Genomic DNA, 17,359 nt, shown 5'->3' on the forward strand with positions numbered 1-17,359 from the left:
CATTTAACCATCAATGAAAAAACAAGCTTATGCAATATAACATTCTCTGGGCCGACGATGAAATAGATCTTCTTAAACCACATATCATGTTCCTTACGAACAAGGGTTACAATGTAACTCCTGTCAACAGTGGTGCCGACGCACTGGATCGTATTGAAAATGATCGTTTTGACATTGTTTTCCTGGATGAAATGATGCCCGGAATGACGGGTCTTGAAACGCTCGCGCAGATCAAGCAACAGCAACCAAACCTTCCGGTGGTGATGATTACCAAAAGTGAGGAAGAGCATATTATGGAAGATGCAATCGGCTCTAAAATAGACGATTACCTGATCAAGCCTTTGAATCCAAACCAGATACTACTATCTGTTAAAAAGATACTTGACAATAAAAGGCTGGTGACTGAAAAAACGACTTTGAGTTACCAGCAGGAATTCAGAAGTCTGGCAATGCAATATCAGGACCGCATTGGTCACGAAGAATGGGCGGATATCTACAAAAAACTGATCTACTGGGAGTTGGAGCTGGAAAGTTCTGAGGATCAGGGAATGTCAGAGGTTTTCAGTATGCAGAAAAGTGAAGCTAATGCTAATTTCTGCAAGTTTATTGAAGAGGAATACGAAGACTGGTTGAACGATCCGAGATCAGATAAGCCAATTCTTTCTCATCAGTTGATGAAACAGAAAGTGTTCCCACATCTGAAAGGCTCTGATGATCCTGTGTTTTTCCTTTTGATAGATAATTTCCGTTATGATCAGTGGAAAATGATCCAGCCGATCTTGCAAGAGTATTTTAATATTGAAGAAGAATCTTCCTACTACTCTATTTTGCCTACTACAACTGGCTATGCAAGGAATGCAATATTCTCAGGCTTAATGCCGAGCGAAATGGAGCGGAAACATCCGCAGTGGTGGGTTAGTGATGAAAATACGCCGGAAGGTGAAGAAGGTTTGAACAACCACGAACAGGATTTCCTGCAAAAACAGCTGGAAATGAACCACTTCAATATCAAGTTTTCTTACCACAAGATATTGAATACCAATCAGGGAAAGGCGCTGATTGACAATTTCAGCAATATGCTGAACAACCAGTTGAATGTGGTGGTCTACAATTTCGTGGATATGCTTTCACACGCCAGAACCGATGTTCAGATGATCAAGGAGCTTGCGCCGGACGAAGCCGCTTACCGGTCTATTACGAAGTCCTGGTTCCAGCATTCGCCGCTCCTGGATTTTATCAAGAAGGTATCAGAAAAGAAATGTCGGCTGATATTAACAACTGACCACGGTATGATCCGTGTGCAAAAACCGGTGAAAATTATTGGCTACCGGGAAACAAATACGAACCTGCGCTATAAGCATGGAAAAAACCTGGGTTTTGATGATAACCACTTAATGGTTTGTCGCAAGCCTGAGCGTATTTTCCTTCCTAAACCGCACGTTTCGACCTCTTACGTATTTACCAAGGAAGATTACTTCTTTGCCTATCCCAATAACTATAACCAATACGTGAACCTTTACCGAGATACCTTCCAGCATGGAGGCGTTTCGCTGGAAGAGATGATCATTCCTGTGATTGATATGACTTCGAAATAGATTGATCCAGTTCAAAACAAAAAGCGAGCGCATCACTGCACTCGCTTTTTTGTTTTATAAAATATCGATTAACTGATCGTTACGCTACCATTTTCGCATTTCAGGACGCGGGCAGGAAACCTCTTGATAAAATCGTGGTTGTGAGTCGCCATTAAAATTGCTGTGCCGGCATTGTTGATCGTCCGGAAAACATTAATGATCTGGTCGCCAACTTCGGGGTCGAGGTTACCCGTAGGTTCGTCCGCTATGAGGATCTTCGGCTCGTTCAGCATTGCACGGGCTATTACCACGCGCTGCTGCTCTCCGCCGGAAAGCTGATGCGGCATCCGCTTGTGGGCGGTTCCTAAACCAACCTGCATTAGTACCTCAGCAATTCTCTTCGAAATTTTCGCCTGCTGATCCCAGCCCGTTGCACGAAGTACAAACGCGAGGTTATCTTCAACCGAACGATCAGAGAGAAGCTGAAAATCCTGAAACACAATACCAATCTTGCGTCTGAGAAAGGGAATATCAGCTCTTTTGATATGATGGAGCTCGTAGCCGGCCACCTTTGCAGAGCCGGTATGCAGCCACAAATCCGCATAAAGCGTTTTTAACAGAGAACTTTTTCCACTGCCGGTACGACCGATCAGGTAGACAAACTCTCCCTTTTTGATTTCGAAATTCACATCATTTAAAACAGGACGGTCACCCTGATAAATATCCGCCTGTTCCAGTGCGATAATCGGCTCCGACGACTCAGTCATAGATTCTATTTAGTAGCAATAATCTTAAGAATTCCCTTTTTTGTAATCAGCAAGAAACTTCTCAAGACCAATATCTGTCAGCGGGTGTTTCAACAATGCTTCCATTGCGCTCAACGGCCCTGTCATTACATCAGCACCAACTTCTGCGCACTGAATAATGTGCATTGGGTGACGAACGGATGCCGCAAGTACTTGTGTATCAAACCCGTAATTTCTATATATAGTAAGAATTTGTTCAATCAATCCAATACCGTCAGTTGAGATATCGTCCAGACGGCCAATGAACGGTGAAACGTAAGTTGCACCTGCCTTAGCTGCAAGCAGCGCCTGACCGGCAGAGAAGATCAGCGTACAGTTGGTACGCACACCTTTTCCTGAAAAATATTTCAGAGCTTTAACACCCTCTTTGGTCATTGGAATTTTAACCACAATCTTATCGTCGATCTCAACAAGTTCCTCACCTTCACGAATCATTCCTTCCAAATCGATCGAGATTACTTCTGCACTTACGTCTCCATCTACAATATCGCAGATAGCCTTATAGTGACGCATGATATTATCCTTACCGGTAATTCCTTCTTTTGCCATCAACGATGGGTTTGTAGTAACGCCATCTAAAACGCCAAGCGCCTGTGCCTCCTGGATTTCATGCAGGTTGGCAGTGTCAATAAAAAATTTCATAACGGGAATTTATTGGTTAGAATATTCCACAAAAGTAGAAAACGCTGGTCAAATGCAAAAAGAAAAGAAGGGGGAACACCAGGGGGGCGGAAATAAAAAAAGGCAAACCGAGAATCTCACCGCATCGACCACCTACCCTTGCTTCCGTCAGGACCTGGGGGATTCGGAAGGAGCTGGTAGTTCCGATTTGCCGGGTGCAAAGATAAAGACATTTTATTGACAAAAAGAAAACATTCATTTCGCGTTTCGGGCTACTTTTGTGCGAATCATCTAGAAATGAACCAGTATGCCCCGCTTATTTTCTTTAATTTTTTTATTTGTCTTTTACGCGTGCTCCCAATCTTCCGATACTTACCTCAAAAAAGGGAAAGAATTAATGCAGGAAGGGAAAACCAGGGAGGCGATCGAGTTTATCAACACTGCGATTGAAAAGAATACATCCAGTGCCGAAGCCTTTAATCTCCGGGCAGTTGCCTATTACGAATTGAAAGAATTCCCGAATGCATTGCTTGACTTCGGGCAGGCTATCAAATTAGAGCCTCAATCCTACCGTCCCTATTTCAACCGTGCATTGCTTTACACCGACGAAAACAAGCTCGACTCCGCATATGCCGATTACAACAAAGCAGCCGCCCTCGCCCCTGATACAGCTGATGTTTTCTTAAACCGCGGACAGGTGCTGGTGCTCATGGAAAAACCAGCTGAGGCGATTGCCGATTTTGAAAAGGCCACGAAACTGGATGCTAATAACAAACAAGCCTGGTATAATCTCGGCAACACCTACTATCGCCAGAAGGATTTTAAAAAAGCAACATTGGCATTTCGTCAGACTGTCAAACTGGACGGCCAATATGGAAAAGCCTTTTATGGCCTTGGGCTTGCTCAATGGTATGACGGCGAGAAAGAGCTTGGATGTACGAACCTGAAACAAGCTTCCAATCTGGGCTATAATGATGCGGCTACCGCGCTGGCCCAATTTTGTCAGCAATAGTATCGCTGTCGGTAGGTAAATAATGCATTTACCTGCGCTTATAAATGAAATTCTGATCTTGTATTTCGATTAAATCTAATGAGACTCTTCACCATATTTTTCGGTATTATCTTTGTCATTTTTGCCTATTTCCAGCTGGATGATCCGGATTCCGGTGTCTGGATTGGGATTTACAGTTTTGCTGCGCTGGCTTGCTTTATGAGCCTCCGCAATCTATGGCCTAGCTGGGTGTTCTATCTGCTGGCTGCGGGCTATATTGTCGGCGCGGTACTTCAATGGCCGCCCGAGTTTGAAGGTATATTTTTTGGAGAAGCGCAAATGCGGAGCCTGAATATCGAACTTGCCAGAGAATCGCTCGGGCTTTTGATCTGCTCGGTGGTAATGGTTGTGATCGGCAAGTGGGGTACTCCTAGGATTTGATCCAGACTATTTCTTTCAGTCCCAGATCCGCGATTTCTTCTCCGGTTGACAATCTGACAGACAGCTTACCTTGTTTCGATACCGCGCTTACTCTGCCGGAGTAAATTCGTTCCTGATAAGAGAACTTAACGTCGTTTGAATACCCGTAAAGATTGTTCAAATATTCGTCACGCAGCTCTTTATCCTGTTTTCGCGATCTTAGACGCAGGTAGTATGCATCAATGTGTCTGGCCAGTTTTTGAAATTCATCCGAGAGAACAAATGCCTCTTCTGTCTCCGTTGAAAGCGAAGTAGCAAAACTATTTTCGAAACTTAACTGATTAACATTCAAACCGATACCGACAATCGAACTTTTCAGGTTTGCACCTTGGATTGAATTCTCGATTAGTATTCCACAAATCTTTTTCCCGTTAACCTGAATGTCATTCGGCCACTTCACCTGGGTTTCCGCTAAATAGCTTGCTACGTAAGATCGAATGCCCAGCGCGATAGTCTGACTTATCAGAAACTGATTGTCTATTTCGAGAAACTGGGGGGCGAGAATAATAGAAAACGTCAGATTTTCACCTGGATTGGCAACCCATTTCGTTCCTCTCTGGCCTCTTCCTGACAGCTGATCGTCAGTTATGACAATCGTCCCTTCGCTGAATAACCCGGCATGTACTATTTCAGCCGCAATGTCGTTTGTAGAATGACAAGTTGGCAGATAGATCACTTTTTTACCAATTATTAGGGTATCCGGTAACGAGTTGTACAATTTTTTTGCTTTACTTTAGGGTTTAGAAAGGAATCCATTACGCATGAAAGAACGCAAAAATAAAGAACTATCTTCAAAAGATCTCTCCGACCTGGTTGTAAGAGGAATGACAGAAAAGAAAGGCCAGGATATTGCAATTCTCGACCTCCGAAAAGTTAAAAATTCAATAACTGATTTTTTTGTTATTTGTTCGGGAAACTCCGATACACAGATAGATGCTTTGGCCACTTCGGTCGAAGACGAGGTTTACAAACTGTCCAAGACGGAACCCTGGCAGAAAGAAGGGAAGGCTAATGGAGAGTGGATTTTAATTGATTATGTGGACGTTGTAGCCCATATATTCAACAAAGATCGCCGTAAGCATTATGATCTGGAAGAACTTTGGGGAGATGCAGAGGTGACATACCTGGAAGATTCCGTGGTATAAAGAGCGGCAGGCGAACATTCGACCTGCCGCAAATGTTGTTAAATAAATTTCCTCTTAATTAGAAACAAAAGAATGTCCGAAAACGATAACAAAAGAGGGCCTCTCAGTCCTAAAAGTCCCCAAAAAGGATATCAGGGCTGGATCATAGCCGCTCTTATAGCCACGATACTCGGGATAACCTACCTGAACCGCACATCAACCATTCGCGAGACTACTCAGAAGCGTTTTGAAAAGATGATGGCGGATAAGGAGGTTGAAAGAGTAACCATCGTGAACGATAAGTCTGTGGAGGTTACCTTGAAGCCAGAGGCTCTAAAATCTGACAAATACAAGGTTGTTGCAAAGGAAAATAACTACTTCGGCGGCGAAACTGCTTCGCATTACCAATTTCAGGTAACGTCGGCAGAAACTTTCAAGAAGGACTTTGACAAGATTCAGGAGAAAGTGCCTGATGATGACAAAGTGCCTTTTGTGGTAGATACCCGTAATGACTGGACCAGCTTCCTCGGAACCTGGGGCTTTTTTATTGTAATGATATTGGTGATGTACTTCATCCTGGGCAGAATGTCCGGAGGAGTTGGTCCCGGCGGCCAGATCTTCAATATAGGGAGATCACGCGCTACACTTTTCGATGCCGAAAACAAGGTTAAGATTACATTTAATGATGTAGCCGGACTTGATGAAGCGAAAGAGGAGATTAAAGAGATCGTAGAATATCTGCAGAGCCCTGATAAGTTTAAGAAACTGGGTGCAAAAATACCAAAAGGTGCATTGCTAGTAGGACCTCCGGGAACTGGTAAAACTTTGCTTGCAAAGGCAGTAGCCGGTGAAGCTGGTGTTCCGTTCTTCTCCCTGTCAGGTTCTGACTTTGTAGAAATGTTTGTTGGTGTGGGTGCGGCGCGTGTTCGTGATCTTTTCAAGCAAGCCAAAGAAAAAGCGCCTTGTATCATCTTTATCGATGAGATCGATGCAGTAGGCCGTTCACGTGGACGTGGCGCAATGCCAGGTTCAAATGACGAACGTGAGAATACATTGAACTCGCTGTTGGTTGAAATGGATGGTTTTGCTACCGATTCTGGTATCATTATCGTAGCAGCAACCAACCGTCCTGATGTACTGGATCCGGCATTACTTCGCCCAGGCCGTTTTGACAGACAAATTTCTGTTGATAAGCCGGATGTAATTGGCCGCGAGGCTATTTTCAAAGTGCATTTGAAACCTTTGAAACTGGCTACTGACGTTAATATTCAGAAGTTGTCTTCACAAACCCCTGGTTTTGCTGGTGCTGAAATTGCGAACGTTTGTAATGAGGCTGCATTGATCGCAGCTCGTAGAAATCGCGACGAAGTTACTATGCAGGATTTCCAGGATGCAATGGACCGTGTGATCGGTGGTTTGGAGAAAAAGAATAAATTGATCTCACCGGAAGAAAAGCAGATCGTTGCCTACCACGAAGCAGGTCACGCAGTAGCAGGCTGGTTCCTGGAACATGCTGATCCGTTGGTTAAGGTGTCGATCGTTCCGCGCGGTGTAGCCGCGCTAGGTTATGCACAATATCTCCCGCGTGAACAGTATCTGTATCGTACGGAGCAGTTGTTTGACGAAATGTGCATGACACTTGGCGGAAGAGCTGCCGAAGATGTTGTGTTCGGTAAAATTTCTACCGGCGCATTGAGTGACCTGGAAAGAGTTACGAAAGTGGCTTACAGCATGGTTACGATGTACGGGATGAATGAAAGAATCGGAAATATTTCGTTTTATGATTCAAAACAATCCGATTATGCATTTACCAAGCCATATTCAGAAGCCACATCACAGGCTATCGATGAAGAGGTAAGAACGTTGGTTGACAAAGCCTATCAGTTTGTTAAAAACCTTTTGAGCGAGAAACGTGAAGCTTTGGAAGTACTTGCAAAAGAGCTTCTTGAGAAAGAAATTCTGTTCCAGAGTGACCTTGAAAAGCTGATCGGCAAACGCCCTTACGAAAAGGAAACGAGCTACCAGGCTTACATCAATCGTCGCTCTAATGAAGAAGCTGCTATTCACGAAGAAGTTGTGAAGCACACTTTGGAGAAAGAGAAGGATGATCAGAAGAAAGAGGAAGAATTGGCAGAAGCTGAAAAAGGTGCTTCAAATGACTAGAAATTGAAATAAATAACATAAAATAGTAGCCGGGCAGTAAATCGCCCGGCTATTTTTTTGACCTCGTGGCAACACATAAACTTCATAATATGTCTTTCGAAATTTTCAAGCAGCAATTCGGTGATCTGGATGAATATGTTATTCAGGAAAGCACTACGGGTAACAGGTGTGTGATTGTTCCTGAGCTGGGAGCAATAGTACGTCAGCTTTCCCTGCGCAAAGAGTTAACCCTTTTCTCTATCCTCAAAACGCCTCCAACTCCTGAAATGCTGAGGGAAGATTCCAAAAGCGCCAGTGAGTTACTATTTCCGTTCGCCAGTCGCATTCCACAAGGGAAATACCGGTTTCTCGGAAAGGAATATCAATTGGAAAAGAACGAAACCGGAAACCAGAATGCAATTCACGGATTAGTTAGAAAGCAGCATTTTCAGCTGGAAGAACAAGCGGTGCATTCAGATCATGCATTGCTGAAATTGTCCTACCAACTCGACTCGCCTGATGGTTATCCTTTTCAGGTAAAATTCCAGGTTCAATATGCATTGCATTCGGATGGACGATTTACTGTCGACTACGACGCCGTGAACCAGGGCACTCAGCCCTGCCCGGTCATGTTTGGCTGGCACCCGTATTTTGTGCTTGGAAATGAAGATGTAGATGCCTGGAAGATCAATATACCATCCAATACCGTCGTAACTTTTGACGATAATCAGATTCCAACGGGTACAGCGAATCTGGCGCTTGACAAGCCAACCCTATTGTACAAAAAAGCATTTGACAATGCTTTCGTGGTAAGCAGCGACGGTGCCGCTGCGACAACGGAATTGATTTCGGAAAATCAGCACATTACATTAAAAATCACACAGCAAACGGGCGAAGGCAAATTCAATTATCTGGTGATTTATACACCACCTGCACGAGATTGCATTGCGATAGAGCCACTTACAGCGAATGTAGATAGTTTCAACTCGGGTGACGGACTGAATATTTTGGCTCCGGGTCACACGATTGAGGGACGGATCACTTTGAAGCTTGACTAGTCTGACGATTGTACCAAACCCATTTATTCCAGATCAGTCGCCAATGTGTGGCGTAACCCACATGAGCGGCGAGAATGGCTGACTTCGTTTCTAAATCATCCCGATAACGCATATTGTAAGATAGTATCCGTAGAGACTTCGTTTTTACGGATACTCTTTCATCTTCCCAATGTTGCAGAATTTCCGTCAGGAAAGCTTTGGAAGGGTAGCTTTTCATGTGAGCTGCATCAGCGAGCTTTGTGTAATTTCCCCCGGTAAATGCGGCTGCAACTCCTAGCGACTCCATCATCAGATTATAGAAACCTTTCCGGCGGGCGACTTCGGTAACATATTGCCAGTCCATTGAATGGGCGAAACGTTGTAGAAGCCGAACGAAATCTGCCATATATTTCAACTTATCCCACTGTTCAACACCCGCGTGATGTACCAGCATCATAAGGAACTGGTTTTCAATTCTGGGTATTTTGACCGCCTTTCCCATGATGGTAAATTCCATCATATCCTGACTTAGCTCTTCCCAGGAGAAGTTGAATAAATACCTCGGATAGCTGCAATTCCATTGAATTTCAAGCGATTGTAATGTATTTTCTTCAATGGGAGTTAACGGGAGCTGATAATCGGTATTTAGGTATTCCTCCGAAGTATCCTTTTCATTGAGCAGATACTGCCGATAGCTGTCAGGTTCGAAGCCATTTTTAGAAAAAACGGCAAGACTGTTCTTGATATCATGCTTGGCTACAAAAAAATCAATATCTCCAAATTCCCTCAAACCCGGTTTTTCATAAAGCATCCAGGCCCACAACGCGCCTTTCATTAAAAATGCCGAGATACCGCGATCTGTAAGTTGTTGGTATAAGTCGACAGAAATACCGGAAAAGGCCATATTGGTAACCGCCTGACCAACGCTGAAATCTTTCAGATAAGCGACTACCCGATCAGCACGATCGCCTGCAGCAGGCTCCGGTAGATTTTCAAAAAGTAGTGGCCGAACCTGATTCCACCTGGCTTGCCTTTGTAATTTGACCCAATCAATTTCCCTTTGTTCGACCGGAAATGGCAGCGTACATGCATCACCCAAAGATGCCTTTATCAGTAAGCTCATCTCGGGTGTTAGAATCATTTTTCGTCAGTACTTAATGCGAGGCTTTCTTCTACCCATTTTTCCAAGTTACCAAAACCCTCAGGGCGTCGCTTTTTCAACGTTTCCGCAACCTTTGCGCAAACGATTGTCTGCATGAAATGTCTCTTTAAATAATCGCCGGTGAGCAATTCGACGGGCAGTGGAAAGTGCTTTATCAGTTCCCCAGGCAACTCGGTAATACTTAAATGCTCAGTGGCAGCCCTGTTTTTTGCTTTGTGTAAAAAGAAAAGCTTACCCAATGCGACCGGCTGATCAGGAAAAGTGGATTTGGGCTGATAGGCAAACTTATTAACTCCCTCACTCACCGGACTCAAATCCGCCATTTCGTAGTGAAGACCTTCAACAGTCTTGTTCCAGATTTTCAGTTGCGGGTAAGCCGGGATGACGTTGACCTTTCCATTCTCTTCAATTTTAATAGCAGTAAGATCATCACTTAAAAGCTGACAACCTGCTTTGATAAACGCAGCGGCAGTTGTTGATTTACCTGTCCCGGGAGCGCCCATAAAGCACCAGGCTTCATCCCCTACCATTACCGAGCTGGAATGAAGCAGAAACAACCCTCTCTGGAATAAAATCAGGCCCAATGCTTCACTGATCGTAAAAAGGCTTAGCAGGTTGGCGTCGTCGGAGAATGTATCTACGATCAAAATATTGCCGTTTCTGGCCTGGAAAGCTGCGATATTCTCCCAAAAAAGATACAGATTATCTTCACTTTGACCGAAAGATGCGCGGGCAGCCCGGCGGTATATTTGAGTTTTTGTCAGCGTGGGAAGTACTACCCCGCCAATCTTAATGTGCAGATCCACCGAGGCGTTGGCGTCGCCGGTTAGGAGTTCGGACAGGGGAATTTCAGATCGGATATTCAGCCCGAAGGCCTTATAATAATGCATGTATATCAATCAATTAAATCATTCCCAAACCCAGAGGCGCTTATAGGAAACACTGTCGGGCCAATCGCCAATGATAATATTTCCATTCTTTTCTATCCACGCGTGCGCTTCAAACGATTTGGCCGGGTTCACTTCAATCCCTATTTCAAGCGTCATCGAAGGTACTTTTCTCAGCAAATACTTCGTCGCCAACGCCCGGGGCAAACATAGCAACTCGAAAGGCAGCAAATTTGCAGCAGTATCGACTGCCCACACGGTTTGGTCGATTTGCGCCTGCGGTAATTCTTCGACAGATTTCGTTTTGGTAAACCAGTGAAAAACCTTGCGAAACGATGAAAACGGTAACAATGCGAGCCCAAGCTTTACTAAAAGCAAACTGGTCGCGGCTTTGATGAAAGTCAGCTTAGCTGAGCCGGACAATTCATTCCATTTACCGATAAACCTGCGCAAGTTCGTCACATCTATTTAACTATTTCAACCAATTTCTCTGCCATCAGATCTTTAAGTAAAACTTCCAGGTCACTTTTGCAAGTTTCCCCGTCGACTTCATATTCACTCTCCACAACTTCACAAAGCGATTCAAGAGTCTGCGGGCCTTTTTCAAGCAAATCCCAGATCAATACACCTACCTCATCGAGACCATAATATGCTCCTTTTTTGTGATTCAGAATAACTGTTTCACCTGCTACTTTCGAAGAAATCTGATCTGAGGTTAACTGGTATTTCATTTAGAGAAGCTTGAAATGATTGCTATGCCACTTCTACAAAGTTAAAAATTTTACTCAGTCAATCTCAAACTTTATTCCCTGCGCCAGCGGCAGCGTATTTCCGAAATTGATCGTGTTCGTCTGTCTTCTCATATACGCTTTCCACGCATCTGAACCCGATTCTCTTCCTCCGCCCGTTTCCTTCTCACCTCCGAAAGCCCCTCCTATCTCTGCACCCGACGTGCCTATATTGACATTCGCAATGCCACAATCGGAGCCAGCTTGCGACAGAAATTGTTCCGACTCCCTGATATTCAGCGTAAAGATTGCGGAAGACAGCCCCTGCGGCACACTGTTCTGAATTTCGATCGCCTCTTCCAGCGAGCTGTATTTGATTAAATATAAAATCGGGGCAAAGGTTTCGTGCTGTACAATTTCAAACTGACTTTCAACCTCAGCAATGCATGGCGCGACGTAGCAGCCGGACGAAAACGCATCGCCTGTCAGCACCCGCGGCTCCACCAGAAATTTTCCACCGGCGTCTTTCACCTTTTGAACGGTTTTCTCATATTCCTTCACAGCATCAATATCGATCAAAGGCCCTACATGAATTTCCGGGTCGAGCGGATTGCCTATTCTCAGCTGCGAATAGGCTCGAACTAATTTATCCTTAACGTCTTCAAAAATACTTTCATGCAAAATTACCCTGCGCGTAGAAGTGCAGCGCTGACCGGCTGTGCCTACTGCCCCGAAAACAATACCCGGAATCGCAACTGCCAGATCGGCGTGCTGCGAAACGATTATTGCATTGTTTCCGCCCAGTTCCAGCAAGCTGCGTCCCAGTCTTTTCGCGACTGCCTCCGCAACTGCCCGGCCCATTCGGGTACTGCCTGTTGCGGATACCAACGCAATGCGCGGATCGCCTGCCAGCCACTCACCTGCGTCGCGTCCGCCAGTAACCACACACGAAACACCTTCCGGGATCTTATTGTTTTGAAGTACTGTTTTGATAATATTTTGACAAGCCAGCGCAGTAAGCGGCGTTTTTTCCGAAGGCTTCCAGATACAAACATCCCCGCAAACCCACGCAAGCATCGCATTCCAAGACCATACTGCAACCGGAAAATTGAATGCAGAAATAATCCCGACAATACCCAGCGGGTGCCATTGTTCGTACATTCTGTGCTGTGGGCGCTCGCTGTGCATACTTAGTCCATAAAGCTGGCGCGACAGCCCCACTGCAAAATCGGCGATATCGATCATTTCCTGAACCTCCCCCAGCCCTTCCTGCAAACTTTTGCCCATTTCATAACTTACCAGCGTACCTAGTTCGGACTTGAATTTCCTGAGCTCTTCGCCCATTTGCCGAACAATTTCACCTCTTTTAGGAGCCGGCATTTCCCGCCAGGACTTGAATGCGCTGGCTGCTTTGTTCACCACAGCATCATAATCACTTCGCTCTGCCTGATTAGCGCCACCGATCTTTCGTCCGTTCACCGGTGAAAAAGATTCGATCACATCCCCGTCACCAATCCAGCTTTTCTGCCCGGTACTGATCCCATTATTAAGATCCTGAATACCCAGCTTGCTTAAAACGATTTTTATATCAGTCATTTTAATAAGATTTTATTTGAAAAACTGACCATTCTCTGTGCTCATGAAGTCGGCCAGTAATATGTCTTCTTGTCTGATAAAACCCTTTTGCTGCAACTTTCCGTCTGCCACCAGTTCCACAACTGAGGCAATAGAAGCAGCAGTTGTCCAGGAAATAGCGCGCCAATGCATGCCGTCGATCTCGACAGGATGATAGGCTTTATAAAACTCCTCGCGTTCCAGCCGGTTTTCCTTCCAGCCTTCCACAACCGCATATACGTACACAACATCCTGCTGGACAGGCGGTTTGGCTTCGGTTAATATCTGCTCCACCAGCTCCCGTTTGTCTTTTAAACACAATTCATACAGCATAAAACGCATCAGGCTGCAATGTCCCGGGTAGCGGATCGTCTTGTAATTGAGCGTATCCAGCTTTCCTTCCAGCGTCTCGCACATTGTTCCGAGTCCGCCCGAAGTAATAAATGCTTCGAATTCCTGGCCTTCGATATTAATCATTTCAATGCCTTCCAGCGACGGCACCATTTTGCGGACACCATTGTGGATCACTTCTGCATCATTAATGTATTCATTCACGACACCTGCCGGCGACCAAGTGAACGAATAGCCCATTAATCCGTTCGGGTAGCGTGGTAATGCGCCTACCCGGAGCTCAATATCCCGAAGTTTGGTAAATCGCTTTGCCAAATCCATCCCTACTATTCCTATAAAACCTGGCGCAAGTCCGCATTGCGGCGCAAAAACATTGTTACTGTCTTTGGCAAGCTCGCGGATCGCGGCGGTGGTGCCTACATCTTCGGTAAGATCGAAATAGTGAATGCTGTGTTCGTAAGCTTTTTGGGCAATAGGAAGGTTGAGATTATAAGGCATACAGGAAACGACAGCATCCTGCCCAGCCAGCATCTGGTCGAGTGTGGCCGGATCATTTACATCACCAGCATGTACTGTGAATGGTAGTTTGGAAGATGGCGATGCCTTATCCAGGCCTGTAACTGTAAATCTTTTGCTTAAAAGCGTTCCCACGAGGGAGCCGACTTTGCCTAAACCGATAACGAGGATTTTTTGCATGTATAGTTTTTGCTGGTTTTAGTTAAATTTTTTCAAGGGGTTTGAAAGATATGAAAAGAAATACCAGATTTTAAAACTTACATTTCATTTTTGCATGATCAAATCAATACCTATGCACATCGCAATTATCGGAGGCGGCGCTTCCGGCTTTATGGCTGCCATCACCGCCGCCGAGACATTTCCAGGAGCCAGAATCGTTGTTCTGGAAAAAAACAGGACAGTTTTGAATAAAGTCCGCATTTCGGGCGGTGGGCGCTGTAATGTGACCAATAACCCTACTGACCTGCGTTTTTTCATTAAAAATTACCCACGGGGAGAAAAATTGATGCGGAAGCTGCTGCCCAGATTTGACGCTAATGCAACCGTATCCTGGTTTGAAAGACGCGGGGTAAAATTGAAAACGGAGCCCGACGGCAGAATGTTTCCGATCTCCGATTCATCGCATACGGTGATCGAATGTATGCTCCGGACCGCAAAACTGCTAAACATCGAGATCCGCACCAGTACCACCGTGGACTCTTTTGTTCCAAAGGAAAACGGAGGTTTTGTATTAAATATAGGCGAAAATGAAAGTATGGAGACCGATCGGCTCCTGATTGCTACCGGCGGTTATCCCCGATTAAGCAGTTTCGACTGGATCGAAAAGCACCAGCACCAGATCATTTCGCCGGTTCCGTCGCTTTTCACATTTAATACTCCTGAAAACTACCTGCTGCCGCTCGCCGGCGTGTCTGTTCAGGATACGATGGTGAAAATTATGGGTACCAAATTTGAATGGCGCGGGCCGCTGTTGATCACGCACTGGGGTTTGAGCGGGCCGGCAGTATTAAAACTATCAGCCTGGGGAGCGCGCGAACTGGCTGAAAATGACTACAATTTCAATTGCAAAGTAAACTGGCTGCCGGAATTAAACGAGCAGCAGGTCAGGGAATTTCTGACCGGCGAGCGAAATAAAACGCCCAAACAGCAGATCGCTTCCAATGCACGGTTTGGTCTGCCGCTAAGGCTTTGGAAGGCATTTACAGATATTGTCGAAATTCCGGAGAACCTGAAATGGGTTGATGCAAGCAACAAATCGTTGAACAGGTTGGCCGAGGTATTAACGAACAGTCAGTTTAAGGTAAGTGGTAAAACTACCTTTAAAGAAGAGTTCGTGACATGTGGCGGCATTGCGTTGGCAGATATTGACCTCGACACATTGCAAAGCCGCTCGGTTCCTGGTTTGTACTTTGCCGGAGAAGTAATGGACGTGGATGGCATTACCGGCGGCTTCAACTTCCAGAATGCCTGGACGACGGGTTATATTGCGGGTAAAAATATTGGCATTACTCAGCCATAGCATCGAAATAGGCACGTACTTTTTTCGCACGGTCCAGCCCTACCAGATCTGTAAGCGTTTCGAGTGAACTTTCACGAATACCACGCACCGAGCCAAAATGTTTCAGCAACTTGGTAGCCGTCACTTTACCGACACCTACTACTCCTTCAAGCTCGCTTACCAGACTTCCTTTGCTACGTTTATCGCGGTGGAATGTGATCGCAAAACGGTGAGCCTCATCTCTGATTTGCTGAATCAATTTCAGTGATTCTGATTTTTTATCAATATAAAGCGGCAGAGAATCCTCTGGAAAATAGATTTCTTCCAACCTTTTCGCAATACCTATTATCGGAATCTGTCCGTAAATACCCAGACTTTTTAATGCGTCGCACGCAGCGCCGAGCTGCCCTTTTCCACCATCTATCACGATCAGATCGGGTAGCGGCTGCTCTTCGGCAATCACCCTGAGATATCGCCGACCCACAATCTCGTTCATGGAGGCGAAGTCATTGGGCCCGATCACGGTTTTGATATTGAAATGCCGGTAATCCTTTTTCGAGGGTTTTCCTTCTTTAAAACAAACCATTGCGGCCACCGGGTTAGTACCCTGGATATTGGAGTTATCAAAGCATTCAATATGCCTTGGAAGCGATTTCAGCTGCAAATCCGACTTTAACCTGATCAGTATGCGGTCTTTTTTTGAAGAAGTCGCCGAAGCTTCCACCTCTCGCCGCTCCGCTTTTTCGCGCCTGAAATACATCACATTTTTCATGGACATATCCAGCAGCTTTTTCTTATCACCAATTTGCGGAACAGTTACTTCGAGCCGCATTTCAAGGTCTGGTTTGATATTAGAAATCAATTCTTTCGCTTCTGAACCATAAGTGGAACGCATTTCAATGATCATCATCGCGAGAATCTCGTGATCCGTTTCGTCGAGCTTTTTCTTCACCTCAATCGTCTGCGTCGCGACCATATATCCCTGTTTTATTTTCATAAAATTGAGATAAGCCGATTCTTCATCCGACACGATCGTGAGTACATCGATATTGCCGATTCTTGGGTTGATTACCGTTGCTTTACTTTGGAAATTGGAAAGATGTTCGATCTTGGTTTTCCAGGAATGCGCCTTTTCAAAGGCCATTTGTTCAGCCGCAGCCAGCATTTTCTCTTTAAAATACTGCTGGGGAGAAGACAGGTTACCTTTCAGGATATTATGAACCTGCTCGATCTCGGCATTGTATTCCGGCTCAGTTTGCAATCCCTCGCACGGACCTTTGCAATTGCCAATATGGTATTCCAGACAAACTTTAAATTTTCTTGCTTCAATATTCTGCTTGGTCAGCGGAAGCTGGCAGGACCTGATCTGGTACAGCGATTTGAACATATCCAGCAAGGTGTGCATGGACCTCAGATTAGCGAAAGGGCCATAAAAAGTACCTTTGCCGCGCTCCATATTCCGGGTTGGGAATACCCTTGGAAAAGGCTCGTCGGTAATGCAAATGAAGGGATATGTTTTATCGTCTTTTAGTAGAATATTGAATTTGGGCTGCAACTGCTTGATCAGCTGGTTTTCCAGCAAAAGTGCGTCCCACTCGCTCAAAACGATGGTATATTCAATCCGCCTGATCTGACTGACCAGCCTTCTTGTCTTTCTGTCGTGCTGATTATTTTTCAGGAAATAACTCGAAACGCGGTTCCGCAGGCTTTTGGCTTTGCCCACATAGATAACTTCCCCCGTTTCGTCGAAATAACGATAAACTCCGGGATCCATTGGGATTTTTGAAATCTCCTCTTTGTAATTGAATTCAGACATTTAATGTAAATA

The 17,359-nt window shown here is 45.1% G+C and carries 17 protein-coding genes; 7 read left to right on the forward strand and 10 right to left on the reverse strand.

Features of this window, described 5'->3' with window-relative positions:
- Positions 1-29 precede the first annotated feature (29 nt).
- Entirely contained in the window at positions 30-1,595 is a 1,566-nt protein-coding gene (porX, locus tag KOD92_RS10805; RefSeq protein ID WP_215233594.1) for a T9SS response regulator signal transducer PorX, read from the forward strand.
- A 68-nt stretch (positions 1,596-1,663) separates the two neighbouring features.
- Here porX and KOD92_RS10810 read toward each other — a convergent pair whose 3' ends face one another.
- Both KOD92_RS10810 and fsa read right to left on the reverse strand, forming a co-directional pair.
- The gene (locus tag KOD92_RS10810; RefSeq protein WP_215233595.1) at positions 1,664-2,341 is read right to left on the reverse strand and encodes a cell division ATP-binding protein FtsE; all 678 of its coding nucleotides are present in this window, start codon (positions 2,339-2,341) and stop codon (positions 1,664-1,666) included.
- Between the two features lie 24 nt (positions 2,342-2,365).
- Positions 2,366-3,022, reverse strand: coding sequence for a fructose-6-phosphate aldolase (fsa, locus tag KOD92_RS10815; protein WP_149638914.1), 657 nt, complete (start codon positions 3,020-3,022; stop codon positions 2,366-2,368).
- A 286-nt stretch (positions 3,023-3,308) separates the two neighbouring features.
- Between fsa and KOD92_RS10820 the strand changes: the two genes are divergently transcribed.
- Entirely contained in the window at positions 3,309-4,013 is a 705-nt protein-coding gene (locus KOD92_RS10820; RefSeq protein WP_215233596.1) for a tetratricopeptide repeat protein, read from the forward strand.
- A 78-nt stretch (positions 4,014-4,091) separates the two neighbouring features.
- Positions 4,092-4,433: a transmembrane 220 family protein gene (locus KOD92_RS10825; protein WP_215233597.1), complete on the forward strand. Its 342-nt coding sequence runs from the start codon at positions 4,092-4,094 to the stop codon at positions 4,431-4,433.
- On the opposite strand, the gene KOD92_RS10830 is transcribed toward KOD92_RS10825, so the two are convergent.
- Entirely contained in the window at positions 4,423-5,148 is a 726-nt protein-coding gene (locus KOD92_RS10830; RefSeq protein ID WP_229254625.1) for a biotin--[acetyl-CoA-carboxylase] ligase, read from the reverse strand. The two genes, KOD92_RS10825 and KOD92_RS10830, sit on opposite strands and share 11 nt — an antisense overlap.
- An 85-nt stretch (positions 5,149-5,233) precedes the next feature.
- Here KOD92_RS10830 and rsfS point away from each other — a divergent pair, with 85 nt between their 5' ends.
- The 3 genes from rsfS to KOD92_RS10845 all read left to right on the forward strand — a co-directional run bounded on the left by rsfS (position 5,234) and on the right by KOD92_RS10845 (position 8,796).
- Entirely contained in the window at positions 5,234-5,617 is a 384-nt protein-coding gene (gene rsfS, locus KOD92_RS10835) for a ribosome silencing factor (RefSeq protein WP_215233599.1), read from the forward strand.
- Positions 5,618-5,689: 72 nt separating this feature from the next.
- The gene (gene ftsH / locus KOD92_RS10840) at positions 5,690-7,759 is read left to right on the forward strand and encodes an ATP-dependent zinc metalloprotease FtsH (protein WP_215233600.1); all 2,070 of its coding nucleotides are present in this window, start codon (positions 5,690-5,692) and stop codon (positions 7,757-7,759) included.
- 89 nt (positions 7,760-7,848) lie between these two features.
- Complete coding sequence (locus KOD92_RS10845; RefSeq protein ID WP_215233601.1) at positions 7,849-8,796, forward strand: aldose 1-epimerase; 948 nt, start codon at positions 7,849-7,851, stop codon at positions 8,794-8,796.
- Here the strand turns inward: KOD92_RS10845 and KOD92_RS10850 are convergent.
- The 6 genes from KOD92_RS10850 to KOD92_RS10875 are packed head-to-tail and all read right to left on the reverse strand — an operon-like array spanning position 8,777 to position 14,213.
- On the reverse strand, positions 8,777-9,898 hold the full coding sequence (locus tag KOD92_RS10850; protein ID WP_215233602.1) for a nucleotidyltransferase domain-containing protein: 1,122 nt from the start codon (positions 9,896-9,898) through the stop codon (positions 8,777-8,779). The two genes, KOD92_RS10845 and KOD92_RS10850, sit on opposite strands and share 20 nt — an antisense overlap.
- Before the next feature lie 14 nt (positions 9,899-9,912).
- Complete coding sequence (locus KOD92_RS10855) at positions 9,913-10,827, reverse strand: phosphoenolpyruvate carboxykinase (ATP) (RefSeq protein ID WP_215233603.1); 915 nt, start codon at positions 10,825-10,827, stop codon at positions 9,913-9,915.
- A gap of 18 nt (positions 10,828-10,845) precedes the next feature.
- Positions 10,846-11,286, reverse strand: a complete 441-nt coding sequence (locus KOD92_RS10860; protein WP_215233604.1) for a lasso peptide biosynthesis B2 protein — start codon at positions 11,284-11,286, stop codon at positions 10,846-10,848.
- A gap of 2 nt (positions 11,287-11,288) precedes the next feature.
- Positions 11,289-11,555, reverse strand: a complete 267-nt coding sequence (locus tag KOD92_RS10865) for a PqqD family protein (protein ID WP_215233605.1) — start codon at positions 11,553-11,555, stop codon at positions 11,289-11,291.
- A 54-nt stretch (positions 11,556-11,609) separates the two neighbouring features.
- Positions 11,610-13,148: an L-piperidine-6-carboxylate dehydrogenase gene (gene amaB / locus KOD92_RS10870; RefSeq protein WP_215233606.1), complete on the reverse strand. Its 1,539-nt coding sequence runs from the start codon at positions 13,146-13,148 to the stop codon at positions 11,610-11,612.
- 12 nt (positions 13,149-13,160) lie between these two features.
- The gene (locus KOD92_RS10875; RefSeq protein ID WP_215233607.1) at positions 13,161-14,213 is read right to left on the reverse strand and encodes a saccharopine dehydrogenase family protein; all 1,053 of its coding nucleotides are present in this window, start codon (positions 14,211-14,213) and stop codon (positions 13,161-13,163) included.
- Positions 14,214-14,325: 112 nt separating this feature from the next.
- Between KOD92_RS10875 and KOD92_RS10880 the strand changes: the two genes are divergently transcribed.
- Positions 14,326-15,552, forward strand: a complete 1,227-nt coding sequence (locus KOD92_RS10880) for a BaiN/RdsA family NAD(P)/FAD-dependent oxidoreductase (RefSeq protein WP_215233608.1) — start codon at positions 14,326-14,328, stop codon at positions 15,550-15,552.
- Here KOD92_RS10880 and uvrC read toward each other — a convergent pair.
- Positions 15,539-17,347, reverse strand: coding sequence for an excinuclease ABC subunit UvrC (gene uvrC / locus KOD92_RS10885; protein WP_215233609.1), 1,809 nt, complete (start codon positions 17,345-17,347; stop codon positions 15,539-15,541). The genes KOD92_RS10880 and uvrC overlap by 14 nt on opposite strands.
- Positions 17,348-17,359: the final 12 nt, after the last annotated feature.

Origin of the sequence: Dyadobacter linearis (genome assembly GCF_907165045.1) — a bacterium.
GTDB classification, from domain to species: domain Bacteria; phylum Bacteroidota; class Bacteroidia; order Cytophagales; family Spirosomataceae; genus Dyadobacter; species Dyadobacter linearis.